Here is a 25,216-nt window from a genome sequence, read left to right on the forward strand (position 1 = left end):
GGAACAGGCTCTGGCGATGAAGGAGCGTTTGGTGGTCATCGGCAACGGCATGGCGTCGTTGCGTTTCCTGGAGCGCCTGACCGAGCGGGCGCCGGGCCTGTACGACGTCAGCGTCGTCGGGGCCGAGCCGCGGGCGGCCTACAACCGCGTGCTGCTGTCCTCCCTGCTGGGAGGCGAGGTCGACGAGGCGGGCTGCGCCTTCCGCGGCCTGGACTGGTACGAGGCCCACGGCATCCGCCTCATCACCGGCGCGCCGGTCACCGAGATCGACCGCGAGAACGGCCTCGTGATGGTGGGCGAGACCCACGTCCTACCCTTCGACAAGCTCGTCCTCGCGGTGGGCTCCCTGCCGATCCGGCTGCCGAAGCCCGGCATGGAGCTGCCCGGCGTCCTCACCTTCCGCGACCTCGCGGACGTCGCCGCCATCCGCCAGGCGGCGGTGGAGCACGCGCGCGCCATCGTGATCGGCGGCGGGCTCCTCGGCCTGGAGGCTGCCGTCGGCCTCGCGCGGCTCGGCGTCGACACCACGCTCCTGCACGTCATGGACCGCCTGATGGAGCGCCAGCTCGACCACGCCGCCGCCGGCCTGGTGAAGCGGGCCATGGAGGCGCGCGGGGTCAAGGTGCTGCTCAAGGCCGACACCGCGTCGGTCGAGGGGGAGGGCCGGGTCGAGCGCCTGATCCTGTCCGACGGCACCGTGCTGCCGGCCGACCTCGTGGTGCTGTCGGTGGGCGTGCGGCCCAACGTGGCGCTGGCCCAGAATGCCGGGATCGAGACCGCGCGCGGCATCCTGGTCGACGACCGGATGCAGGCGTCGGATGCCCGCATCTACGCGCTGGGCGAATGCGCCGAGCACCGGGGCCAGGTCTACGGCCTCGTCGAGCCCGCCTACGAGCAGGCCGAGGCCCTGAGCCGCCACCTCGTCGGCGAGGCGGCGAGCTACCTCGGCACGGCCCTCTCCACCAGCCTCAAGGTCTCGGGCCTGCCGGTGTTCTCCGCCGGCCAGATCGAGGCGCCCGAGGGAGCCGAGACCGTGCTGATGTCGGATCCCGGCCTCGGCCTCTACCGCAAGCTCGTCGTCGCCGAGGACCGGCTCCTCGGGGCAGTCTTCGTCGGCGACATCGCCGAGCAGGGCTGGTGCAAGGAGCTGATCCGCACCGGCGCCTCGATCGCCGAGCACCGCGACGACCTCCTGTTCGGGCGCCCCGCGCCCGCATCCCAACCCCTCGCAGCGTGAGGAGGCTACCCATGGCTGACGCATTCAACGCCGAGCAGAAGCGCTACCTCGAAGGCTTCGCCTCCGGGATCAGTGCCGCCCGCATGACCGGCGGCCTCGCCGCCGCACCGGGCGCCGCCCCGCCGGCCGAGCCCATCGGCCCGGACGCGATCCACGTCAAGGCGCAGGACGCCACCATCAAGGCCGGGGGCAAGCTCTGCGAGCAGGAGAAGTGGAAGCGCGCGGAGAACCCCTTCGACGGCCACAACCGCCTCATCGCGGAGGCCGCCACCGGCAAGGCGCCGAAGCCGGAAGACAATTTCCGCTGGCGCTACCACGGCCTGTTCTGGGTGGCGCCGACCCAGAATTCCTACATGTGCCGCCTGCGCATCCCCAACGGTATCCTGCACCACTGGCAATTCGCCGGCATCGCGGACCTGGCCGACGCCCACGGGGGCGGCTACGCCCACGTGACCACGCGCGCCAACCTGCAGGTCCGCGAAATCACGCCCGAGCACGGCCAGCCCTTCCTCGACGGGCTCATCGACCTCGGCCTCACGGCGCGGGGCGCGGGGGCGGACAACATCCGCAACGTCACGGGCTCGCCGGTGGCCGGCATCGACGCGCAGGAGCTTCTCGACACCCGCCCGCTGGCCAAGTCGTGGCACAACCACATCCTCAACGATCGCTCGCTGTTCGGCCTGCCGCGCAAGTTCAACGTCGCCTTCGACGGCGGCGGCGTGATGCCGGTGCTGGAGGAGACCAACGACATCGGCTTCCAGGCCGTGCGGGTGCTGGAGGGGGCGAGCGTCGCCCCGGGCGTGTGGATGCGACTCGTGCTGGGCGGCATCTCGGGCCACCGGGATCTGGCCCGCGACACCGGCGTGGTCCTCAGGCCGGAGGATTGCAACCGGGTCGCCGACGCCATCCTGCGGGTCTTCATCAAGAACGGTGACCGGACCAACCGCAACAAGAGCCGGATGAAGTACGTCCTCGACGCCTGGGGCTTCGACAAGTACCTCGCCGCCGTCGAGGAGGTGCTCGGCCGCACCCTCGACCGGGTCGATCCCGCCCACGTCGCCCCGCGCGGGGCGATGGACCGCTTCGCCCATGTGGGCGTGCACGCACAGGTGCAGCCCGGTCTCAACTGGATCGGCGTGGTCCTGCCCGTGGGCAAGCTCACCACCGACCAGATGCGGGATCTGGCCAAGATCGCGGTGGAATGCGGCGACGGCGCCATCCGCATGACCGTGTGGCAGAACTTCCTGTTCTCCGGTGTCCCGGATGCCAAGGTCGCCGAGGTCCGGGCACGGGTCGCCGCCCTCGGGCTCACCACGGAGGCCTCCAGCATCCGCGCCGGCCTCGTCGCCTGCACGGGCAGCCGCGGCTGCAAGTTCGCCGCCTCCGACACCAAGGGCCACGCCCTGATCATCGCCGACACCATCGAGGCGAACCTCAAGGAGCTCGACGTGCCGGTGAACGTCCACCTCACCGGCTGCCATCACTCCTGTGCCCAGCACTACATCGGCGACATCGGGCTCATCGGCGCCAAGGTCGTGGTCTCCGAGGAGGGCGACACCGTCGAGGGCTACGACATCGTCGTCGGTGGCGGCTTCGGCGACGCGCCGAAGATCGGCACCGAGATCTGGAAGGCCGTGAAGGCCGAGGATTGCCCGGCCCGCATCGAGGCGCTGCTGCGCAGCTACCTCGCCCGGCGGACGAGCCCCGCCGAGAGCTTCCAGGCCTTCACCAGCCGCACCGGCCCCGAGTCGCTGCGCAACATCGCCGAAGAGCAACCCGTCCTGAAGGCCGCCGCATGAGCGAGCACGTCACGCCCCCCCTGGTCCTCATCCCCGAGACCGCCCCCTTCGACCCGGACCAGCGTGCCTGGCTCTCGGGCTACTTCGCCGCGCTCCTCGGCCCCGCGGTCGAGGGCGCCTCGGCCCTGGCGCCGGGCGACGCGCCGGCCGGCGGGCCGGCGCTCGCCGACAACGACGATGCCCCCTGGCACGACCCCTCCCTGCCGCTGCCCGAGCGGATGGAGATGGCCAAGGAACGGCCGGAGGCGCAGAAGCTGATGGCCGCCATGGCGCAGCAGGATTGCGGCCAGTGCGGCTACAACTGCGCCGACTACGCCAACGCGATCTTCCTCAGGAACGAGGAGCGCCTGAACCTCTGCCAGCCCGGCGGCAAGGACACGCTCCGGATGCTGAAGAAGCTCGAGGAGGAGTTCGGTGCCGCCGGCGGCGCCGCGCCGAAGAAGGCCGAGGACGCCGCGCCCAAGGCCGCCCCCGCGCTCGGCCCCCTCGGCTTCTGCCGGGAGAACCCCGTGGAGGCGACCTTCGTCTCGCGCACGCGCCTCAACGCGCCGGGTGGCGAGAAGGAGACCTGGCACGTCGAGATCGATCTCACCGGCACGCCGATCGACTACGTGGTCGGCGATTCCCTCGGACTGTTCCCCGCCAACGCCCCGGCCCTGGTGGACGCGGTGATCGCCGAGCTCGGCGCCCGGCCCGAGCGCAGGATCGGCGGCAGGACCCTGCGCGACCGGCTGCTGACCGACTACGCCCTGGGCGGCGCGCCGGATGGGCTCTACCAGCTCCTCTCGCTGCTCACCTCGGGCGAGGCCCGCCGGAAGGCGCAGGCGCTCGCCGCCGGCGAGGACCCGGACGGCGACGCCGCCCATCTCGACGTGCTGGGCGCGCTCCACAAGTTCCCCGGGGCGCGCCCCGACGCGGAGGTGTTCCTGGAGGCGCTCGACGAGCTGCAGCCGCGGCTCTACTCGATCTCGTCCTCGCCGAAGGCCGATCCGGGCCGGGTCTCGCTCACCGTCGACGCGGTGCGCTACAGCCACCGCTCGCGCCTGCGCCTCGGCGTCGCCTCGACCCATCTCGGCGAGCGCATCCCCGAGGGCAGGACGGTGAAGGTCTACCTGCAGAAGGCGCACGGCTTCGCCCTGCCGGAGGACCTGTCGAAGGACGTCGTCATGGTCGGGCCCGGCACCGGCATCGCGCCGTTCCGCGCCTTCCTGCGCGAGCGCGACGCCACGCAGGCGCCCGGCCGCAACTGGCTGTTCTACGGCCACCAGAAGCAGGCCTCCGACTTCTTCTACAAGGACGAGCTCAATGCCCTGAAGGACCGCAAGGTGCTCACCCGCCTGTCGCTGGCCTGGTCCCGCGACGGCACCGAGAAGACCTACGTCCAGGACCGCATGCGCGAGAACGGCGCGGAGCTCTGGAAGTGGCTCGAGGGCGGCGCGCATTTCTACGTCTGCGGCGACGCCAAGCGCATGGCCAAGGACGTGGAGCGGGCGATCATCGACGTCGCCGGCCAGTTCGGGGGCAAGAACCCCGACGAGGCCGTGGCCTACCTCGCCCACCTCAAGAAGACCGGCCGCTACCAGGCCGACGTGTACTGAGGCGCGTGTCCTGAGGCGCGCGTCCTGAGGCGCGCGTCCTCCGCGCAGGAGGCGGGGCGCGGAGCGGGTGGACCAAGTCCCGCCCCGCGCCCAGGTCCCGCCCCACCCCCCGGTCCCGCCCCGCGCCCCGGGCCCGACTCTTGCTCCGACCCACGACCCCGCACTTCGCCGAGGATCCCGCCATGACCGCGCACGTCCAGGCACCGGCCGCCCCCGTCAAGACCACCTGCCCGTATTGCGGCGTCGGCTGCGGGGTGCTCGCCACGCCGGACGGGCAGGGGGGCGCGGCCATCGCGGGCGACACCGCCCACCCGGCCAATTTCGGCCGGCTCTGCTCCAAGGGCTCGGCGCTGGGCGAGACGCTCTCCCTCGACAACCGCCTGCTCCACCCGCAGGTGGACGGCCTCCGCGCGAGCTGGGAAGCGGCCCTCGGCACCGTGGCGGGGTCCCTGCGCCGGATCGCCGAGCAGCACGGGCCGGACGCGATCGCGTTCTACCTCTCGGGCCAGCTGCTGACCGAGGACTACTACGTCGCCAACAAGCTCGCGAAGGGCTTCCTCGGCACGCCGCACGTCGACACCAACTCACGCCTGTGCATGTCGAGCGCGGTCGCCGCCCACCGGCGCGCCTTCGGCTCGGACACCGTGCCGGGCTGCTACGAGGACCTGGAGGAGGCCGACCTCATCGTCCTGGTGGGCTCGAACACCGCCTGGTGCCACCCGATCCTGTTCCGCCGCATGATCGACGCGCGGGCGAAACGCGGCACCAAGCTGGTGGTGATCGACCCCCGGCGCACCCAGACCGGCGCGGAGGCCGACCTCTTCCTCGGCCTGAAGGCCGGCACCGACACGGCCCTGTTCGCGGGCCTGCTGGTGCACCTCGCCAGCACCGGCTCCCTCGATTACCGCTTCGTCCTCGACCACACGAGCGGCTTCGACGGCGCCCTGGAGCGGGCGCGGGCCCTCGCGCCGACGATTCCCGCCACCGCCGCCGCCACGGGCCTGTCGGAAGCCGACGTGGCCCGGTTCTTCGAGCTCTTCGCCCGGACGAAGCGCGTCGTCACCGCCTTCTCGCAGGGGGTGAACCAGTCGGCGCAGGGCACCGACAAGGGCAACGCGATCATCAACTGCCACCTCGCCACCGGCCGCATCGGCCTGCCCGGTGCGGGGCCGTTCTCCCTCACCGGCCAGCCCAACGCCATGGGCGGGCGCGAGGTCGGCGGACTGGCCAACATGCTGGCCGCCCACATGCACTTCACTCCCGAGGAGGTGGACCGGGTCCGCCGCTTCTGGTCGGCCCCCAACATCATCACGGGCGAGGGCATGAAGGCGGTCGCCCTGTTCGAGGCCATCGAGCGCGGCAAGATCAAGGCCCTGTGGGTGATGGGCACCAACCCCATCGTGTCGATGCCCCGCGCCGACCGCATCCGCGAGAGCCTGAAGGCCCTCGACCTTTACGTCGTCTCGGAGGCGGTGGCCGACAGCGACAGCGCCCGGGCGACGGGACGCAGGACCGTGCTGCTCCCGGCCCTGGCCTGGGGCGAGAAAGACGGCACGGTGACGAATTCCGAGCGCCGGATCTCGCGCCAGCGCAGCTTCCTGAAGGCCCCCGGCGAGGCTCGGGCCGACTGGCAGATCATCTGCGACGTCGCCAAGCGCCTCGGCCACGGCGAGGCCTTCGCCTATTCGGGCACCGCCGCGATCTTCCGCGAGCATGCCGGTCTCTCGGCCTTCGAGAACAACGGCACCCGCGACTTCGACCTCGGAGCTGTCAGCGACATGGCCGATGCGGCCTATGCGACGACCGCCCCCCTGCAATGGCCGCTGCCGAAGCGCGGCAAGGCGCGCGCCCGGCTCTTCGCCGACGGGCAGTTCTACACCTTCGACAAGCGCGCCCGCTTCGTGGCCGTGCAGGCCCCCGCCCTCGCCGAGGGCGTGAGCGAGGCCTTCCCCCACGTCCTCAACACCGGCCGGGTCCGCGACCACTGGCACACGATGACGCGGACGGGAAAGAGCCCGCGCCTCTCGGCCCACCGCGCGCTGCCCTTCGTGGAGATCCACCCGGACGACGCCGCTGCGCTGGGGCTGAAGGAGGGGGATCTCGCCCGCCTCAGCACGCCGCACGGCACGGCGACCCTGGAGGCGATGGTCACCGACGCGGTCCGACCGGGCAACCTGTTCGCCGCCTTCCATTGGAGCGCCGCCACCGCCTCGGATGCCCGCGTCGGCGCCCTGGTGCGCGGCGTGCCCGATCCGGTCTCGGGCCAGCCCGAGCTGAAGGCGACCCCGGTCGGCATCGCGCCGGTGCCCTATCGCAACCGCGGTTTCCTGCTCACCCGCGGCGCGCAGGGATTGCCCGAGGGCTGGTGGTGGGCCCGCGCCACGATCGCCGGCGGCTCGGGCCTGCAATTCGCCACGCAGGAGAGCTCCCGCGCCGTGGCGCTGATGATGCGCGGCCTGTTCCAGGGCCACGAGCTCGCCGAATACGCCGACCACGCCCGCGGACGCTACCGCTGCGCCGTCTACGAGGCCGGCCGCCTCGTCGCCTGCCTGGCCCTCGGCCCCGCCGAGGCCCGCCCGGGCTGGGACGAGGCCAAGGCCCTGTTCGCGGAGCTGGAGCCCACGGCCTCGGCGCGACGCGCCCTCCTGACGGGCCGGGCCGAGACCGCCTCGGCCGGGCCCACCGTCTGTGCCTGCCACGGCGTCGGCCTCGACGTCATCACGGGAGCCATCGCCGCGGGGGCCGGCACCGTCGAGGCGGTGGGCGCGGCCTGCAAGGCCGGCACGAATTGCGGCTCGTGCATCCCAGAGATCCGTAAGCTGCTGCCCGAGACGCTTGCGCGCAACGCCGCATAGGCTCACTTTCGGCCAAATCGACCCCCATCTCCGAGCCTCATGAGCACGCCCCGCATCCCCCGCGAAACCCGGCCCGCCGGCTCTGATACACCGCGTGGCGGCGCCCAGGCCGGCCTCGAGCCCCTGGCCGTCCTGCCCGTCTTCGTACCGCTGCACGGCAAGCGGGCGGTGCTGGCCGGCTCGAACGGGGGCGCCCCCTGGAAGGTGAAGCTGCTCGCCGCCGCCGGGGCCCACGTGGACGTCTACGCGCCCGAGCCCAGCGAGGAGCTTCGCGCCGTGCCGGCCGAGATCGTCGCGGGCTCCGTCGCCCTGCATCGGCGCCAGTGGCAGCCCGAGGACCTCGCGGGCGCCGCCTTCTGCATCGGCGCCATGGAGGACGAGGACGACTGCGTCGCCTTCGTGGCCGCCGCCCGCTCGACCGGCGCCATCGTCAACGCGGTCGACCGGCCGCATCTCTGCGACGTGAAGTTCGGCGCCATCGTCAACCGCTCGCCCATGGTGGTGGGCATCTCGACCGAGGGCGCCGCCCCGGTCTTCGGGCAGACCGTGCGCGCGCGGATCGAGGGCATGCTGCCGCGCGGGTTCAAGGCCTGGATCGGCGCGGCCCGCGACTGGCGCGAGGAGGTCACGAGCCGCTTCCACGGCTTCTCGGACCGTCGCGCCTTCTGGGAGCGTTTCACGGATCGCGCCTTCGCCGAGCCCGACCGGGTGCCGACGGACCAGGACCTCGCCGAACTTCTGGGGCAGACCGAATCCGCCCCGAAGGGCGGGGCCGTGACCCTCGTGGGTGCCGGACCGGGCGACGCCGAACTCCTCACCCTCAAGGCCCTGCGGGCCCTGCGCAATGCCGACGTCATCCTGTACGACGACCTCGTGGCGCCCGAGATCCTCGACTACGCCCGCCGCGAGGCCCGCACCATGCTGGTGGGCAAGACCGGGCACGGTCCGTCCTGCCGGCAGGACGACATCAACGCGCTGATGGTGCAGCTCGCCAAGTCCGGCAAGCAGGTGGTGCGCCTGAAATCGGGAGACCCCCTGGTGTTCGGCCGGGCCGGCGAGGAGATCGATGCCTGCCAGGCGGCCGGCATTCCCGTCAGCGTGGTGCCGGGCGTCTCCGCAGCCCAGGGAGCGGCGGCCTCGCTCTGCGTCTCGCTCACCCACCGCGACGCGGCGCGGCGGCTGCAATACGTCACCGGCCACGACCGGCGCGGGGCCCTGCCCGAGGACCTGAACTGGGGCGCGCTGGCCGATCCGAGCGTCACCACCGTGGTCTACATGCCCAAGAAGACCCTCGGCGTTCTGCTGGAGCGGGCGATCGCCGAGGGGCTCGCCCCGACGACCCCGGCCCTCCTCGTCTTCAACGCCACCCGGCCGAACCAGCAGCTGGTCGAGGGCACGGCCCGCGATCTCGCGGCCCGGGTCGAGGCCGCCGGCCTCGACGGTCCGGCGCTCCTGATGGTGGGCGACGCCCTGCGCCGCGGGGGCGCCGAGGCGGCGATCGCCGCGATCGAGCCGGACAAGCTCGCCATCTGAGGGCGGGCCTCGCCCGGCGACGGTTTGGTGGATTGCCCGGGGGCGGCGCCTATGGTCTGAAGCCGCCAGATCCCTGGACCGCAAGGCCGTTTCCCATGCGTCGCACGCTCCTGCCCCTCCTCGCCTTCGCGGTCGGCCTCGTGGGGCTCTGCGTCGCCGCCTTCGTGGTGCTGGCGCCCAAGACCCAGGAGGCCGGGACGAGCAGCGTCGGCGGCCCCTTCAGCCTGACCAACCAGGACGGGCAGCGCGTCACCGAGCGCGACTATGCGGGCCGGACGCATCTCGTGTTCTTCGGCTTCACCCACTGCCCCGACGTGTGCCCGACCACGCTGCAGCAGATCGGCGACGTGCTCCAGGCCCTCGGGCCGAAGGGGCGGGACGTGCGGGCGCTGTTCATCGCCGTCGATCCCGAGCGCGACACCCCCGCGGCCCTGAAGACCTACCTGGCGAGCTTCGACCCGCGCATCGTCGGCCTGACCGGCTCGCCGGAGGAGGTGAACGCGGCGGTGAAGGCCTATCGCGCCTATGTCCGCAAGGTGCCGACCAAGGACGGCGACTACACGATGGAGCACACCGCCCTGGTCTACGTGATGAACGGCCAGAACCGCTTCCTCAACGCGCTCAATCTCGCCCGCCCGCCCGAGGAGGCGGCGGCCGAGCTCGCCAAGATGCTCTAGGCGAGGAGATGCTCCGGGCCGGGAGATGCGGTCGGACAGACGATGCTTTAGGCAGGATGCCGTAAGGGTCGGGTCGCTCCGGGCGCCACGCGGCCCCGGGCCGTCAGCCCTGACGAGGACGGGGTCCGATGCCTCCCCCGAACCGTCCGCCCCGCAGCGACCATGCCCATCCTGTCGGCCTTCCCGATCACGCCCTCGAACGCCGACGGTCAGGTGGACCTCGGCGCCCTGCAGGCCCTCCTGCAGCCCCTGGCCGCCGCCGGGGTCGGCTCGATCGGCCTGCTGGGCAGTACCGGCACCTATGCGTTCCTGGCGCGCCACCAGCGCCGCCGGGCCGTGGAGGCCGCCGTCGCGGCGGTGGCGGGCCGCGCGCCGATCCTCGTCGGGGTCGGTGCCCTGCGCACCGACGAGGCGGTGCGGATGGCCCAGGACGCCAAGGGCGCCGGGGCCGAGGCCGGGCTCCTGGCGGCGATGTCCTACACGCCGCTCACCGAGGACGAGGTCTTCGTGCATTGCGAAACGGTGGCGCGGGAATCCGGCCTGCCGCTCTGCCTCTACGACAATCCCGGCACCACCCATTTCCGTTTCACCCCGGCCCTCGTCGGTCGCCTCGCCCGGGTTCCGGGCATCGTCGCGATCAAGAGCCCGTCCCCGGAGCCGGGCGGGGCGGCGGAGCATCTCGACGCGCTGCGCGCCGTGGTGCCGGCCGGGTTCTCCCTCGGCTATAGCGGCGACTGGAACGCGCTCGCGGCCCTGCTGGCGGGCGGCGAGGCCTGGTACAGTGTCTTCGCCGGACTGTTCCCGCAGCCCGCCCTGGCGATCGTCCGGGCGGTCGAGGCCGGGGACGCCGCCGAGGCGCAGCGCCTGAACGCCCGGCTCGAGCCGCTCTGGGGCCTGTTCCGGACCTATTCGAGCCTGCGGGTGATCTATGCCTGCGCCGATCTCCTCGGCCTCTGCCGGACGGTGCCGCCGCGGCCGATCCTGCCGCTGGCGGGGGAGGCACGCCGGCAGGTGGCCGACACGCTCGCGGCGCTGGAGCTCGGCTGAGCCGGATCGCCCTCACTGCGGACGCAGCGCGCCGGTCCGGGAGGTGCGGGCGAGGCCGTGCTCGGTCTTGTTCCAGCGGTTCGGCGCGCGGACGAGTTCGTACAGCCCCGACCAGGCCGCGAGGCTGATCAGCAGGAAATAGACCGGCATCCCCGGCACGGCGGTCAGGAGGTCGAACCAGCCGCGCCGGACGCAGCCGAGGGCCGCCGGCAGCAGCATGGCGAGCAACCCGGCCACGAACAGGGTGACGGAGGTGCCGGCGGGGAGATTCGCCCAGAACCCGCCGGGCGCCGGGGAGCCGCTCCATGCGAAGGCCGCGAAGTCGTAGGCCGCCCGGCCCATCAGGAACGGGTAGGCGAGGGCGGAGATCACCGTCCCGGGCACCAGGGCGACGGCGCACAGGGTGCCGAGGGGGCCGAGTTGCCGACAGGTCCGGAGCGGCGCCCGGGCGTGGGTGAGGCTGGTCTGCAGGAATCCCTTCATCCAGCGGGTGCGCTGGTGCAGCCAGGGCCGGACCGCGCGCGGTGCCTCCTCCAGGGTATCGCTGCGCAGGTCGCCCACGCGGTAACCCGCCCGCGCCAGGCGGATGCCGAGGTCGGCATCCTCGGTGACGTTCCACGCGTCCCAGCCGTGGAGTTCGCGCAGGACGCGGGTGCGGAAATGCGTCGAGGTGCCCCCGAGGGGAATCGGGACGCGCCAGGAGGCGAGGGCCGGGATCAGGACGTCGAAGAGGGCGGCGTACTCGAGGGCGAAGCACCGGGTGAGGCGCCCGTCATCCATGTTGTCGATGACGAGGCGGCCCTGGAGGCAGGCCGTGGCGGAGGACGCGCGGGCGAAGCGGGTGGCCGCCGCGCGGAGCTGGCCCGGGTCGGGCACGTCCTCGGCGTCGTAGACCACGAGGCAGGCCCCGCGGGCCAGGGGCAGGGCGGCGTTGAGGGCGCGCGGCTTGGTGCGGGGCAGGCCCGCCGGCACCCGGACGATCTCGAACCGGGCCGGAAGCGCCGCCGTCGCCAGGGCCGCGTCGGTCTCCCGGTCGTCGGCCTCGATCACCAGCTTGATGTCGAGCTTGGCCGGCGGGTAGTCGAAGCGCGACAGGGCCGCCACGAGGCGTGGCACGACCGGGGCCTCGCGGTGGAGCGCCACCAGCACCGTGTAGACCGGCAGGGCGGTGTCCGGCAGCGCCGCCTCCGGCGGCCGCTCCGCCTCGACGCTGACGGCGGCGATGCGGACCGTGACCATGACGAGGAAGCCGAGCTGCATCAGGGTCCAGGCCCCGACCAGCACGGGGGCGGGGAGGAACGCGGCGGCGATGCCCACGGCCCCGAGGACGAGACCCGCGATGGCGAGGTGCGGCCCCTGCGTGTCCGCCCCCAGGGCCCAGTCGGGTCGGTGACGCTGGAGCGTATCGGCGGCCGCGGCCGCGATGCCCTCCGGGTTGGCGGCGAACACCGCCGCCTGCAGGGCCCGCGGCGTGGTGATGGCCGCGCGCGTGCCCGTCCGCAGCAGCGCGGCGATGGCGGCCCCGCGTGGGGCGCGGACCGTGGCGGGTCCCGGGACCATCAGGGGTGCGGCCCCGGCCACGAGGCTGTCGGGATAGTGGGTGCCCTCGCCGAGGCGCAGGTCGCCGGCCAGGAACGGGACGCCGAGGGCGGCGGCGAGGCCGCCGGTAATAGGCCTCCTCGTTGATCAGGTCCGCGTGGATCAGGGCCGCGGCGGCATCGGTGCCGCAGGTCCGCGCCAGGGCGGCGGCCCGCGCCAAGCGGCCTACCGCGAAGCCCTGGCGCGCGAGGAACGCGATCTCGGGCGGCAAGGCCTCGGGTGGCAAGGGCTCATGCGGCAAGGGCTCGGGAGGCAAGCGCTCGGACGCCGGGGGAGCGGTCCGGACGTCGGGGGTGCTGAAACCGCGAAGCGACACCGCGCGCGACCTCCCGGAGGCCCGCGGATGTGCTAGGGGAGGGCCGTGAGCCAGTCCGTTTCCACGCGCAACCCGCGCGCCACGAATACAACTTCCGCGTTTGTCGGCCGAAAGGCAAGGCGAGTCCGGGGCCGGGCGGCGGCTTGTGCCCTGGCGGCGCTCGTGTGCGGCCTCGGCACCGCACCGGCGGCCCGGGCCGAGGGCGTGACGATCCCCAACTTCTGGAACCCCCGCGCCCGCCAGGAGCGCATGGAAACCCAGCCGAGCGCGCGCACGGTCCGCTTCCTCACCGACGACGACTTCCCGCCCCTGCACTTCGCCGGCCCGGACGGCATGCCGACGGGCTTCGTGGTCGAGCTCGCCCGCGCGGTCTGCGAGCGCCTGGCCATGACCTGCACGGTTCAGGCCCGGCGCTTCGACACCCTCCTCGACGCCCTGGCCGACCGGCAGGGGGACGTGGTCGCCGCGGCGATTCCCCTGACGCCGGCCCTGCGCGCCCGCTTCCTGGCCACGCGCCCCTATTTCCGCTGGCCGGCCCGCTTCGCCGCCCGCACCGACAAGGGGCTGCCCGCCCCCTCGGCGACCGCCCTGGCGGATCGGAGCGTCGGCGTGGTCGGTGGCACCGCCCACGCGGCCTACCTCAGGGCGTTCTTCCCCAAGGCGACGGCCAAGGACTTCACCGACCTGGCCACCGCCGAGGGCGCCCTGCGCCGGGGCGAGGTCGACTACGTCTTCGCCGACGGCCTCAACCTCGCCCTCTGGATCGGCGGCGTGGACGCCGGGGGCTGCTGCGCCTTCACGGGCGGCGACTACCTCGAGAACCGCTACTTCGGCGAGGGCATCGGCCTCGTCACCCGCCCCGACGACCCGGCCCTGGCGCGGGCCCTCGACGACGCGCTCCAGCGCCTGTGGGACGAGGGAAAGTATGCCGAGCTCTACCTGCGGTTCTTCCCGGTGAGCCCGTTCTGAGGGTCCGTGTGCGCCGTCATGGCGGCCCGGCCCTCCCCACGCGGTGATCGGGCGTTGACGCGGGACGCATCCCGCGCGCCGAGGAGCCTTCCGCCATGCTGCTCGACGAGCATCCGCTCTCGTCCTACGCTCAGAAGATCACGATCGCGCTCCGCGAGAAGGGCGTGCCGTTCACGGCGGAACTCCCCGAGCGCTTCGGCACGGGACGGGACACGGGGCCCTTCGCGGCCGCCAATCCCCGCACCGAGGTGCCGGTGCTCCTCGACGGGGACGTGACGCTGTTCGAATCCACGGTGATCCTCGAATCCGTCGAGGAGCGCTGGCCGGAGCCGCCGCTGCTGCCGTCCGGGCCCGCGGCGCGGGCCTTCGCACGGCTCACCGAGGACGTCTGCGACACCCAGTACGAGGCGGTGAACGGGGGTTCGGCGAGGTGCTGTGGTTCCGCCGGGCCACCGGGGACCTCGCTGCGCAGCTGCGCGCCCAGGCGGCGCAGCAGACGGCGGTGCTCCAGGGCTGGCTGTCGGAGCGCCTCGGCGCGGCCACGTGGTTCGGCGGTGCGGGCTTCGGCTGGGCCGATGCGGCGGCGGCCCCGATGGTCAACCGTTCGGTGCACTATGGCCTCGGGCCGGCGCCGGGGAGCCCGCTCGCCCGCTGGCATGCCCGGGTGAGCGCGCGCCCGGCGGTGGCGGTGACCTTCGCCGAGTTCGACGCGGCCGCCGCCAGGATGGTCGACGCCAGGATGGTCGACGCCGCCGACCTCGACACCTCCGGCGGACGCCGCCGTGAAGACCGCGACCATCGCCTCGACGGGATGATCCGCTCGGGCGGCATCGCGGTCGTGCTCGCCGGCCTCCGCGACGACACCATCCGCTTCTCCTGGCCGTCCCCCCTAGCCGACCCTTTCACCGGATGATCATCCTCAGAGTCGCAGGCGACCGGCGCCGGCCGCGACGGCGAGGAGGAGGGCGGCCACCGCCAGGAAGGCCAGGGTCAGGCTGGTGGCATGGGCGAGGAGCCCGATCGCGGCCGGGCCGGCCAGCACCCCGGCATAGCCCAGCGTGGTCACGGCCGGGATCGCGAGGGCGGCGGGCACCGCCTCCTGCCGGCCGGCGGCGGTGAACAGCACCGGCACGATGTTGGCGCAGCCCGCCCCCACCAGGGCGTAGCCGAGGAGCGTCACCGGCCAGAGCGGCACCGCCGTGACGAGGCCGAGCCCGGCGGCGGCGAGGAGTGCGCCCAGGACGACGATGCGGCGGCGTCCGACCCGGCGCACGAGGGCGTCGCCGGTGAGGCGGCCCGCCGTCATGGTCAGGGAGAAGGCCGCGTAGCCGAGGCCGGCCCAGGCCGGATCGAGGCCGCGCTCCTGGATCAGGAAGACGCCGCTCCAGTCGAGGGCCGAGCCCTCCGTCAGGAAGACCACGAAGCACAGGAGCCCGATGCGGAGCACCGGCCCCCGCGGCAGGGCGAAGGCCGGGCCGCGGGGGCCGTCCGCGACCGTCGGGAGAATGCCCGGGAGGGCCGCGAGGAAGGCGGCCGCGATGGCGGCGACCCCGGTGAGGGTGGCGGCGGCCGGCATCAGGCCGAGGCTCAGGAGGGCGCTGAAGCCGGCCGCGCCGAGAAGGCAGCCGAGGCTGTAGAGGCCGTGGAAGCCCGACATCATCGGTCGTCCTGCCCGGCGCTCCACCGCCACCGCCTGCAGGTTCATCAGGCAATCGAGCAGGCCGAGGCCGACGCCGAGCCCGGTCAGGGCGACGGCCAGGACGGGCAGGTCCGCGGCCCGGGGCAGGGCCACCAGCGCCGCCCCGGTGACGAGCACGGCGGCGGCCAGGACGGGGCGGGTCCCGAGGCGTCCGGCCAGGGCGCCGGCCACCGGCATGGTGGCGAGGGAGCCGATGCCGAGGCAGAGGAGGAGCAGGCCGAGGGTGCCGTCGTCGAGGCCGGCCCGCGCCTTGACGAAGGGCACCAGGGGCGCCCAGGCCGCGACGCCGAAGCCGACGATGAGGAACAGGAGCCGGGTGGCGCGTCGCTCGGCCGTGCCGGACGCCGGGCCGTCGCGGCGCGCGGAGGCGGAGAGAGAGCTTGTGGTCATGGGCGCTTTCGGGCGGGACGGGGCCCGCGCAACGGGGCGGGGCGAAGCCCGCGCAACGGGGTGGGCGGGTGTTTCGCAGGCGGACGCGGCAAAGGTGTGAAGCCGGACGGCCCCGGCGATCGCGTCACCCGCGCCCGGCGGGTCCGCGCGCCGCGCCCGGTCCGGCCGCGTTGACCCTCCGGGTCGCCCTCCCTACGGTGCCGCCCTTCGCGCTCACCCGTTCCCGACAATTCTTGCAGAACTGACGCTGTCCATGCCGTCCCCGCTTCCCTCCGACCCCGATCTCATCGCGGCGGCCGCCACCGCCGCGGCCTGGCCCTTCGAGGAGGCGCGCAAGCTCGTGGCGCGGCTGGACCGCCGCCCGAAAGCGGAAGTCCTGTTCGAGACCGGCTACGGGCCCTCGGGCCTGCCGCATATCGGCACCTTCGGCGAGGTCGCCCGCACCTCGATGGTGCGCTACGCCTTCCGGGTCCTGACCAACGACAGCGTGCCGACCCGGCTGATCGCCTTCTCGGACGACATGGACGGTCTGCGAAAGGTGCCGGACAACGTTCCGAACAAGCCCCTGCTGATCGGTGCCCTGAACCAGCCGCTGACCCGCGTCCCGGACCCGTTCGGCACCCATGACAGCTTCGGCGCGCACAACAACGCCGAATTGCGCCGCTTCCTCGACGCCTTCGGCTTCGATTACGAGTTCCGCTCGGCCACCGAGTGCTACCGCTCGGGCGCGTTCGACACGGCCCTCCTCACGGTGCTGGAGCGCTACGAGGCCGTGATGGCGATCATGCTGCCGTCGCTGCGGGCCGAGCGCTCCGCGAGCTACTCGCCGTTTCTGCCCATCCACCCGGTGACGGGGGAGGTCATGCAGGTGGCCATCGACGAGGTCCGGGTCTCGGCCGGGACGCTGGTCTGGCGAGACCCCAAGACCGGCGAGGGGTACGAGACCCCGGTAACCGGCGGGCACGCCAAGCTGCAGTGGAAGCCCGACTGGGCCATGCGGTGGGTGGCCCTCGGCATCGACTACGAGATGGCCGGCAAGGACCTCATCGATTCCGTCAAGCTCTCGGGCGAGATCGCCCGGGCGCTGGGCGGCGAACCACCGGAGGGCTTCAACTACGAGCTCTTCCTCGACAAGGACGGCAAGAAGATCTCGAAGTCGAAGGGCAACGGCCTCTCGATCGACGATTGGCTCGTCTACGGCACGGCCGACAGCCTGGCGCTGTTCATGTACAACAAGCCGCGCGAGGCCAAGCGCCTCTTCGTCGAGATGATCCCGCGGCAAGTCGACGACTATCTCGGTTTCCTCGAGAAGTACCCGACCCAGGAGCCGGCGCAGAAGCTCGGCAACCCGGTCTGGCACCTGCATGCCGGGCATCCGCCGGCGGCCGAGGCCGTGGGCAAGGGCGGCGCGCTGAACTTCGCCATGCTCCTCAACCTCGCGGCGGTGGCCAACACCGAGGACCCGGCGGTGCTGTGGGGCTTCATCCGCCGCTACGATCCGGATGTGGGGCCGGAGACCCACCCCGTCCTGGCCCGCCTCGTCGGCCACGCGCTGGCCTACTTCCGGGATCTGGTGCGTCCGGCCAAGACCTACCGGGCGGCCACCGAGGCCGAGCGGGCGGCCCTGGAGGATCTCGCGCAGACCCTCGCCGTGCACGAGGGCTCCGTCGATCCGGAGAGCCTGCAGGCGGCGGTCTACGAGGTCGGACGCCGACACTTCCCGGACCTGTCCGGCAAGGCCAAGAGCCCGGACGGGCGCCCCGGCGTGTCGCAGGCCTGGTTCACCACGATCTACAACGTGCTGTTCGGCGAGGCGCGCGGCCCGCGCTTCGGCTCGTTCATCGCCCTCTACGGCGTCGCCGAGACCCGGGCCCTGATCGCCCAGGCCCTGTCCGGGGCCTTCCTGTCCGGGGCCCCGCCCGCTTGAGACGGACGCTCCTGCGTCGCTCGCACGGGAGCGGCGCAGAATAATGTCTGCGTATCGAGGTGTGATTGCGCACAATTGTGCTTGTCGGCGCAGCGAGGGCCGGATAGAACGCCCATCCACTGGACAGAAAAAAGGCCGCCCCGGTGAGGGAGCGGCCCGAAGTCTAGGGAGGAAACGCCCAAGAAGGGCACACCGCGGCGACGCCATCGCCGCGGTGCATGGCGATCAGATGCCATCCCGCACCGCACCATGCAATTGCTCCCGTGGGGGAGCGGGCATGCGCCCAGTGCATGAAATGGTTTTCAAGCGCCCTCGCCCTTGCGTATCAGGGCTCCTTCTCCGTCACCGATCGGTCGGATCCGTCAGGCCGAGCTGCGCCAGACTGAGGGCCCAGACCCGTTCCTGGAGCGCCGTGTCCCGGCCCCGGGCCGCGGGCGCCACCGGCTTGCACCGGTCGAAATAGAGGCCCGTCTGGCCTTGGACCTCCGGCGCGGTGGCGAGGTACAGGGACGTCGCCGCACCGTCCGCGGGCTTCGTCAGGAACGGGCGGATCAGGCGCCAGCCGAGGCCGAACCAGCCCCCCGTCTCCGACGCGAAGCCGCTGGCGATGACGCCGGGATGGAGGGCGTTGCTGGTGACGCCGGTGCCCGCGAGCCGCCGCGCCAGGGCCGCACTGAACAGCACGTTGCCGAGCTTGGCCTGGGAATAGACCGTGATCGCGCTGTAGCGCCGCGCATGGCCGATATCGTCGAAGGCGATGCGGCCGCGTCGATGCGCGGTCGAGGCCACGCTGACGATGCGGGCCGGCGCACTGGCCTTCAGGAGATCGAGGAGCGCGAGGCTGAGCTGGAGATAGGCGAGGTGGTCCAGCGCCCAGGTCCGCTCGATCCCATCCACCGTCGTGGCGTAGCGGTCGAAGATCGCACCGGCGTTGTTCACCAGCACGTCGAGGCGCGGATACAGCGCCCGGACCTCCGCGGCGAGGCGGCGGATCTCGGCCTGGCTCGACAGGTCGGCGACGAAGCCGTCGACCTGCGCGCCCGGTACCGCGGCACGGATCTCCTCGGCCGTGCGGCCGGTGCGGCCGGCATCCCGACCCACGAGCCCGACGCGGAACCCCGCCCGGGCCAGGCCGAGCGCCGTCTCGGTGCCGATCCCGGAGGTGGCACCGGTGACGAGGGCGATCCGGCCGGTCACGGACGCGATCCTAGAACACCGCCTGCCCGATGGCGAAGGCGACGACCACGATGACGATGGCCACCACCAGGAACAGGCCGAACAGGATGCGGGCCAGGGAGCCGGCACCCGAGGCGATCCCGGTGAAGCCGAGACCGCCCGCGAGGAGGGAGATCACGAAACAGATGAGGGCCCATTTCAACAGGGTCATGCGCAACACTCCAGCTCGCGGAACCGACCGATAACCGCCTGCGGCCGCAAGCGTTCCGCTCAAGCTCGGCTGTTTTGCGCGGCATGTCCGGAGGGCGCCGGCCCCGCCGGGCGAGCCTCGGTTCCGGCACGCTCCAGGAGGATGTGCGCCAGGGCATGGTAGAGCCCTTCGCGGCAGACCGCCTTCGAGACCGCATCGGCGATCAGCGCCGTGACCATGAGGGGGATCATCAGGGCGTGGTCCTGGGTCATCTCCGTGACGATGACGAAGGCGGTGATCGGCGCCTGCAGGGCCCCGGTCAGGTAGGCGACCATGCCGAGGAGCACGAGGGCGGCCACCGGCACACCGGAGAACCAGCCCTGCAGGGCGGCGCCGAGGCCGGCCCCGACGCTGAGGGAGGGCGCGAACAATCCGCCGGGAATGCCGCTGATCGCCGAGAGCAGCGACGCGACGAACTTCAGCGGCGCGAAGTCCGGATGGGACTCCGCGGTGCCGTGCAGGAGGGCGCGCGCCTCCTCGTAGCCGGTGCCGTAGACCGTTCCACCCGAGGCGAGGCCGCACAGCGCGACCCCGAGGCCGCAGGCTGCCGCAAAGGCCACGGGACGGGCGGCGATGGCGCCCCCGAGGCGCCCCGGCAGGCCGCGGGCGAACAGGATCACGATCCGGGCGAACCCGCCGCCGGCCAGGCCCCCCAGCGCCCCGATCACCGGCACGGCGATCCAGCCCGGCCCGAACGGCAGGGTGGCGCTGGACGTGCCGAAATAGGTGTAGTTGCCGGTCAGCGCCATCGCGGTCAGCCCGGCCGCCACGATGGCGGCGACGATCAGTCCCCCGGTGCGGGCCTCGTAGGCCCGGCCGAGCTCCTCGATGCCGAACACGATGCCGGCGAGCGGCGTGTTGAACGCCGCCGCGACCCCGGCCGCGCCGCCGGCGAGGATCAGCCCCGGGACGCGTTCCGGCGTGAGGTGGCCGGCGGCCGCCATGATCGCGGCCCCGACCTGCACCGTCGGACCCTCCCGCCCGGTGGAGGCACCGAACAGCAGGCCGAGGCTCATCACCACGATCTTGCCCGCCGCCACCCTGAGGGACACGAGAGCCCGGCGCAGGGCGAGTTGTCCGGTCTGGCGCGCGGCGATCACCTGGGGGATGCCGGATCCCTGGGCGTTCGGGAAGACCTCCCGGGCCAGCCAGGCGCAGAGGGCGAAGCCGAAGGGCGTCAGGCCGAGGGCCACCCAGGGCGACACGCCGAGCCCCTGCCGGAACGCGCCCTGGGCGGCATCGGCGAGCCCCGCCATCAGGACGGCGGCGAGCCCGACGCCGATGCCGCCGACGAGGAACAGCAGGCGGTGACGCCACAGCCCGAACGCATCGAGGGTGGCTCCGCGCAGGCGCCGCATGCGCGGCATCACCCCGGACCGGACCTTGGCGCGCAGGACCTTCACACGCAGGACCTTCGCGCGCAGCACCTTGACGCGCAGCACCTTGGCGGGACGGGTTCGGGGCATGCGATCCGGGGCTCGGGCGGGTCAGTCAGGGGAGGGGGTCGGGTGAGGCTCAGGCAAGGGGCATACCCCGGCGGACCTTAAGCCTTGTCCTCCGCTTCCGCCCGGCAGAGGTCCTCGACGGTCCGGAGATACGCCTTGGCGTCGAATTTCCGCAGGGAATTCTCGCTCTGATAGCGCACCGTCCCGAAGATTTTGCGGCGGGCCCAGGGGCGGTCGTGCAGGCCGTAGACCCAGGCGACGTTGGTGAAGGAGTTCGGGTCGCGTCCGTCGAGGAAGTAGCGGTTGTTGAGCCGCAGCGTTCGGGCGAAGCCCTCCTCGGGGGAGGGCGACCATTCGAGGATCTTCTTGCCCCAGTACATGCGCAGGTGGTTGTGCATGTAGCCGGTCTCGCGCATCTCGGCCTGGGCGGCGTTCCAGTAGACGTCGTGCGTCCGTCCTTCCGCGAGCTCGGTCTCGGTATAGGTGTTCGGCCGGGTGTCGTCGGCATGGTCGGCCAGGACCTTGCGCGCCCATTCGGGAACGGCGCGCTCGTAACGGTCGTAGCCGTCCGTGTAGTGGACGTGGTTCATCGCCAGTTCCCGGCGGATGACGACCTCTTCGACGTAGGAGACCTTGTCCTCAGGCCCACCCGCCTGGGCGGCCCGAACCGCCCGCACGATCTCCACGGGGGAGATCTGTCCGAAATGCAGGTAGGGGCTCATGTGGGAGGCCGCCCCGGCTTCGGGCCGGTTGCGGTCGCTGCCGTAATCGGCGAACGGGCCCTCGAGATAGGCGCGGAGACGCCGGCGCGCCTCGGTCTCCCCACCGGTGAAGCGGCGCACCGGTCCGACCGCGCGGTCGAGGCTCATGCCGGCCAGCACCTTGGCCGGGTCGGCGATGTCGACCTCCGATGTCGGCAGGTCGCGGCCGGCCCGATGCTTCACCGTCCGGGCGGTCAGGGCAGCGACGTAGTCGTCGAGGTGCTTGTGCAACTTCGGGCGCAGGGTGCGGGCGGCGTATTCGTGCTTGCCCGAGGCGACCTCCACCGGCACCACGACGTCCCCCTCCACCTGCACGATCCGGGTGTCGACGGCCTCGACGATCTCGCCGTACCAGCCCTTCTGGATCGCGAGGTAGCCGCGGTCGAGAACGAGGAGGGCGGCGTCCCGGGCCAGATCGATGGCGACCTGGGCGGGGGAAGCTTTCCGCAGGCAGAAGCCGATGCCCCGGGCCTTGAGCCCCGACGCCGCGTCGGCGAGCCCCTGCAGCAGGAAGGCGTAGTGCCGGGCATTGGCTTCCGGGAAGCCACTCTTGCCGTCGAGCAGCCCGAAGGCGGCGAGCACCGGCAGGCCGAGCCGGTTGGCCTCCTCGATCGCGAGCTCGAGCGCCGGATTCTCATGGGCCCGATTCGCCTGCTGCAGCAGGTAGAGCACGTAGCGCCCGTCCGCCCGGGGCTCGGCTTCCCTGAGGATCCGAATTCGTCCCGCCTGAATCCCCATCGTCGCTCATCGCCTCCTGGTGCTCATCGAGAAAGGTCGAGGCGCCGCCCATCGCGACGCCCCAGGCAGTACGGGCCAGCCCTGCTGGATCGAGGTCGAAAAATGCGGCCTGCCGGCGTGCGAAAACTGAATTCGAACAACCCTTTAGTGCTGCTTCACTTGAGACCGCCCCGTGCGGAAGTCACGAGGATTTGCGTCTGCTCGGGTGCGTCATTTTGGATACATGATTTGGGCAATGTGCTCCGCAGCACGAAAAGCGACATGGCTGCTGCCCTATCCGGCTTGCAATTCTGCGTGAGAGGATCAGATTGTGCATTGCGGGAACGCGATGGCGTCGCGGTCCTGCTGCCCTCCTTGGGCGTTTCCTCCCTAGACTTCGGGCCGCTCTTCGGAGCGGCCTTTTTTCTGTCCCGACCGCGCTAGCCGCGCGCACGGGCGCGGATCATGAAGTTGTCGTAGGTGTACTCCGCCACCTGGAACCAGAGGTATTCCTCGTTCCGGAAGGTCTTCATGGCCTCGTGGACCCGCTTGAAGTCGGCGTTCTTGGCGCCGATCTCGGCATAGACGTCATTGGCGGTCTTCAGAGCCAGTTCCATCACCTCCTGGGGGAACGGACGCAGTTGCGCCCCGCCCGCCACGAGGCGGCGCAGGGCGCGCGGGTTGCGCGCGTCGTACTTGGCCTGAACGTCGGCATGGACCTGGGCGGCCGCCGCCTGCAGCACCGCCCGGTAGCCCTTGGGCAGGCCCTTCCAGGCCTCGGCCTGGATCCAGAGATGCAGCGTCGAGGCGCCCTCCCAGAAGCCGGGATAGTGATAGGTCGGGGCCACCTTCTGCAGCCCGAGCTTCTCGTCGTCGTAGGGGCCGATCCACTCGGCGGCATCGATCGCCTTGGTCTCGAGGGCGGCGTAGATGTCCGGCCCCGGGGTGGCCTGCGGCACCACCCCGAGCTTGGCCAGAACCTGTCCGCCGAGACCACCGATCCGCATCTTCAGGCCCTGGAGGTCCGCCTGTGCCTTGATCTCGCGACGGAACCAGCCACCCATCTGCGCGCCGGTATTGCCGGCCGGGAGGGCGACGAGGCCGTGCTTGGCGAAGATCTCCCCGAAGAGGTCGGCAGCCCCCCCCTGGAGCCACCAGGCGCTCTGGCCGCGCGCATTCAGGCCGAAGGGCAGGGCGGTGGCCAGGGCGAAGGTCGGATCCTTGGCGAGCCCCAGGGTCGCCGGGCCATAGCCCATCTCGACGGTGCCGGCGGCCACGGCATCGAGGAGGCCCTCGGCCGGCACCGGCTCGCCGGGCCCCGAGGGTTGGATCTGGAAGCGGCCGTCGGTGGCCTCCGCGACGATGCGGGCGAGCATGTCGGTCGCGCCGAACAGGATGTCGAGGTTCTTGGGGAAGGCGCAGGCCAGCCGCCAGCGCAGATCCGGCGTCGCCTCGGCCCGCACGGGGCGGGCCAGGAGGGTGGCCGCGCCACCGAGGCCCGCGGAGAGGAGAGCACGGCGCCCGGTCGTCGGGCGCGCGGAGGATGGGGGCATGACGCCTCGCTGAGAGATCTCGAATCGTCCTGTACCGGCGCGTCGCGGCCGATCCGCGGCCCGAACGTCCGCCGTTCACGAACGACGAAGGGCCGGAAACGATCCCGAAACGTGCGGAGGACCCGCACCGGCAGACCGGACGTCACCCAGGCCGCGGCGGCCCGCGCCCAATCGGGCGGGCCCCGTGCTCCACGCTACTTGGCGTACGTGAAGGCGCCGTCGTTCCAGACGTAGAGGACATAGCCCTGGGCGGTGACGTCCCCCTTGCCATCGAACCCCACCGAGCCGAGCACGAGGTCGAAGCGCTCCGCGTGCAGGGTGGCGGCGATCCGCTTCGAGTCCGCCGTATGCGCGAAGGTGCCGGCCGCCACGAGGGCCTGGAGGGCGGCGTAGCCGTAGATCGTCGATCCTTCGGGCTCGACCCCCTCCGCCTTGAAGGCCGCGACCACGGCGGCGGCCTCCGGCTTGCGGCGGGGATCGAGGTAGAAGGTCATCAGCACGCCGTTGCTGGCGGGGCCGGCGATGGTCGCGAATTCCTGGGTGGCGATGGCGGAGGTCCCGAACCATTGCGGCTTGAAGCCCCGCTCCGCGGAGATCCGCACGAGGCGGCCCATCTCGCGGGCGTCCCCGCCGTAATACGCCACCGCGATACCCGCCTCCCTGAGCCGGTCGGCGAGGGCCGCATCGTCGGCATCGCCCGCCGCGAAGGCGGTGGCGAGGGCCTCGTTGATGCCGATCCGGTTGAGGTTTTCCTTCGTGGCGGCGGCGAGGTTGCGCGAGCCCGGCGTCAGGTCGTTCAGGATGGCGATCTTCTTCTCGCGGAACCGCTCGGCCAGCACGGTGGCCGAGAGCTTGGCCTGATCGTCGTCGCGCCCGCAGACCCGGAAGATCGTCGGCAGGCCCCGATCGGTCAGCTTGGCGGCGACGGAGGCGGCGGTGATCATCACCGTGCCGTTGGCGGCGTAGACCTCGGAGGCCGCCAACGATGCGTTCGAGCAGACGTGCCCGACCACGAGGCGCACGCCCTGGGTCGCGTAGTGGTTGGCCACCGCCACGGCCTTGTTGGAATCGCAGGCATCGTCCTGCACGTCGAGCACGATGGTCTGGCCGTCGAGGCCGCCCCTGGCATTGGCATCGCGCGCGGCGGCCTGGACCCCGCGCAGGACCTGCTCGCCGACGGCCACGTAGGCGCCCGAGCGCGGGACGGCGACGCCGATCACGACGTCGGCCCGGGCCGGCGCGGCACCGAGGATCGCGGCGGCGAGGAACAGGCTGCCAGCCAAGCCGCTGCCAGCCAAGCCGCCGGCGCGCCCGAAGCGCCGGGCCGCGCGTCTGAACCTCATCCCGCCCCGTCTCACGCCTCGGTCGACCTCGCTTACAGATAGAGGCGGATCGGCCAGCCGCCAAGGTTCGGCGCGTGCACCGGGTCCACGGCCCCGTGCCGTCCGGCATCGCTCGAGCCCGAGCGACCCGTGCGCGATGCCGCGCCAGAACGCAAGGGGGACCTTCGGGGCGGACGCGCGCCGCGGGCGCGGCACGTCCGCGCCCGCGGCTCACACCGTCAGCGGGCCGTGGCGTAGACCGAGGCGCCGGCAGTGATCGGCGCGGTGACGGTCGAGAAGACGGAGAGGACCTTCTGGACCTCGGTGAAGGGGGCGTTGGAGACGT

18 protein-coding genes and 1 pseudogene are annotated in these 25,216 nt (G+C 72.4%); 11 read left to right on the forward strand and 8 right to left on the reverse strand.

The window, feature by feature from the left end; genetic code table 11:
* Positions 1 to 16: 16 nt before the first annotated feature.
* The 7 genes from CRT23_RS18970 (at position 17) to CRT23_RS19000 (ending at position 10,746) form a co-directional block, all read left to right on the forward strand.
* Positions 17 to 1,237 carry an FAD-dependent oxidoreductase gene (locus tag CRT23_RS18970; RefSeq protein ID WP_055951043.1) on the forward strand — a complete coding sequence of 407 codons (1,221 nt, stop codon included), beginning with the start codon at positions 17 to 19 and terminating at the stop codon, positions 1,235 to 1,237.
* Between the two features lie 11 nt (positions 1,238 to 1,248).
* Entirely contained in the window at positions 1,249 to 3,036 is a 1,788-nt protein-coding gene (locus tag CRT23_RS18975) for a NirA family protein (protein WP_103711088.1), read from the forward strand.
* On the forward strand, positions 3,033 to 4,634 hold the full coding sequence (locus CRT23_RS18980; protein ID WP_103711090.1) for a sulfite reductase subunit alpha: 1,602 nt from the start codon (positions 3,033 to 3,035) through the stop codon (positions 4,632 to 4,634). Before CRT23_RS18975 ends, CRT23_RS18980 begins: the two co-directional genes overlap by 4 nt.
* Positions 4,635 to 4,816: 182 nt before the next feature.
* Entirely contained in the window at positions 4,817 to 7,489 is a 2,673-nt protein-coding gene (locus CRT23_RS18985; protein WP_103711092.1) for a nitrate reductase, read from the forward strand.
* Positions 7,490 to 7,528: 39 nt separating this feature from the next.
* Entirely contained in the window at positions 7,529 to 9,022 is a 1,494-nt protein-coding gene (cysG, locus tag CRT23_RS18990; protein WP_103711094.1) for a siroheme synthase CysG, read from the forward strand.
* Between the two features lie 95 nt (positions 9,023 to 9,117).
* Positions 9,118 to 9,699: an SCO family protein gene (locus tag CRT23_RS18995; RefSeq protein ID WP_103711096.1), complete on the forward strand. Its 582-nt coding sequence runs from the start codon at positions 9,118 to 9,120 to the stop codon at positions 9,697 to 9,699.
* Positions 9,700 to 9,861: 162 nt separating this feature from the next.
* On the forward strand, positions 9,862 to 10,746 hold the full coding sequence (locus CRT23_RS19000; protein WP_103711098.1) for a dihydrodipicolinate synthase family protein: 885 nt from the start codon (positions 9,862 to 9,864) through the stop codon (positions 10,744 to 10,746).
* Between the two features lie 12 nt (positions 10,747 to 10,758).
* Here the strand turns inward: CRT23_RS19000 and CRT23_RS19005 are convergent, their stop codons facing one another.
* On the reverse strand, positions 10,759 to 12,327 hold the full coding sequence (locus tag CRT23_RS19005) for a glycosyltransferase family 2 protein (RefSeq protein WP_245436364.1): 1,569 nt from the start codon (positions 12,325 to 12,327) through the stop codon (positions 10,759 to 10,761).
* A gap of 484 nt (positions 12,328 to 12,811) precedes the next feature.
* Here CRT23_RS19005 and CRT23_RS19010 point away from each other — a divergent pair, with 484 nt between their 5' ends.
* The 3 genes and pseudogenes from CRT23_RS19010 (at position 12,812) to CRT23_RS29225 (ending at position 14,543) form a co-directional block, all read left to right on the forward strand.
* Positions 12,812 to 13,630: a transporter substrate-binding domain-containing protein gene (locus CRT23_RS19010; protein WP_245436370.1), complete on the forward strand. Its 819-nt coding sequence runs from the start codon at positions 12,812 to 12,814 to the stop codon at positions 13,628 to 13,630.
* Positions 13,631 to 13,725: 95 nt separating this feature from the next.
* Positions 13,726 to 13,905 (forward strand): annotated as a pseudogene (locus CRT23_RS29220) (glutathione S-transferase N-terminal domain-containing protein); the annotation flags it as partial.
* A 155-nt stretch (positions 13,906 to 14,060) separates the two neighbouring features.
* Positions 14,061 to 14,543, forward strand: a complete 483-nt coding sequence (locus CRT23_RS29225) for a glutathione S-transferase C-terminal domain-containing protein (RefSeq protein ID WP_245436365.1) — start codon at positions 14,061 to 14,063, stop codon at positions 14,541 to 14,543.
* 6 nt (positions 14,544 to 14,549) lie between these two features.
* On the opposite strand, the gene CRT23_RS19020 is transcribed toward CRT23_RS29225, so the two are convergent.
* Complete coding sequence (locus CRT23_RS19020; RefSeq protein ID WP_103711102.1) at positions 14,550 to 15,719, reverse strand: MFS transporter; 1,170 nt, start codon at positions 15,717 to 15,719, stop codon at positions 14,550 to 14,552.
* A gap of 253 nt (positions 15,720 to 15,972) precedes the next feature.
* Here CRT23_RS19020 and CRT23_RS19025 point away from each other — a divergent pair, with 253 nt between their 5' ends.
* On the forward strand, positions 15,973 to 17,646 hold the full coding sequence (locus CRT23_RS19025) for a lysine--tRNA ligase (protein WP_103711104.1): 1,674 nt from the start codon (positions 15,973 to 15,975) through the stop codon (positions 17,644 to 17,646).
* Between the two features lie 342 nt (positions 17,647 to 17,988).
* On the opposite strand, the gene CRT23_RS19030 is transcribed toward CRT23_RS19025, so the two are convergent.
* The 6 genes from CRT23_RS19030 to CRT23_RS19055 all read right to left on the reverse strand — a co-directional run bounded on the left by CRT23_RS19030 (position 17,989) and on the right by CRT23_RS19055 (position 24,891).
* Positions 17,989 to 18,843 carry an SDR family oxidoreductase gene (locus CRT23_RS19030; protein ID WP_103711106.1) on the reverse strand — a complete coding sequence of 285 codons (855 nt, stop codon included), beginning with the start codon at positions 18,841 to 18,843 and terminating at the stop codon, positions 17,989 to 17,991.
* 10 nt (positions 18,844 to 18,853) lie between these two features.
* Complete coding sequence (locus CRT23_RS19035) at positions 18,854 to 19,033, reverse strand: DUF1328 domain-containing protein (protein ID WP_055955741.1); 180 nt, start codon at positions 19,031 to 19,033, stop codon at positions 18,854 to 18,856.
* Between the two features lie 59 nt (positions 19,034 to 19,092).
* Positions 19,093 to 20,430, reverse strand: a complete 1,338-nt coding sequence (locus CRT23_RS19040; RefSeq protein WP_103711125.1) for a chloride channel protein — start codon at positions 20,428 to 20,430, stop codon at positions 19,093 to 19,095.
* 185 nt (positions 20,431 to 20,615) lie between these two features.
* Entirely contained in the window at positions 20,616 to 22,016 is a 1,401-nt protein-coding gene (locus CRT23_RS19045; protein WP_103711108.1) for a deoxyribodipyrimidine photo-lyase, read from the reverse strand.
* A 419-nt stretch (positions 22,017 to 22,435) separates the two neighbouring features.
* The gene (locus CRT23_RS19050; RefSeq protein ID WP_103711110.1) at positions 22,436 to 23,548 is read right to left on the reverse strand and encodes an ABC transporter substrate-binding protein; all 1,113 of its coding nucleotides are present in this window, start codon (positions 23,546 to 23,548) and stop codon (positions 22,436 to 22,438) included.
* 194 nt (positions 23,549 to 23,742) lie between these two features.
* Positions 23,743 to 24,891, reverse strand: coding sequence for a branched-chain amino acid ABC transporter substrate-binding protein (locus tag CRT23_RS19055; protein WP_082513168.1), 1,149 nt, complete (start codon positions 24,889 to 24,891; stop codon positions 23,743 to 23,745).
* Positions 24,892 to 25,216 lie beyond the last annotated feature (325 nt).

Origin of the sequence: Methylobacterium sp. V23, from assembly GCF_002917135.1 — a bacterium.
Lineage (GTDB): Bacteria > Pseudomonadota > Alphaproteobacteria > Rhizobiales > Beijerinckiaceae > Methylobacterium.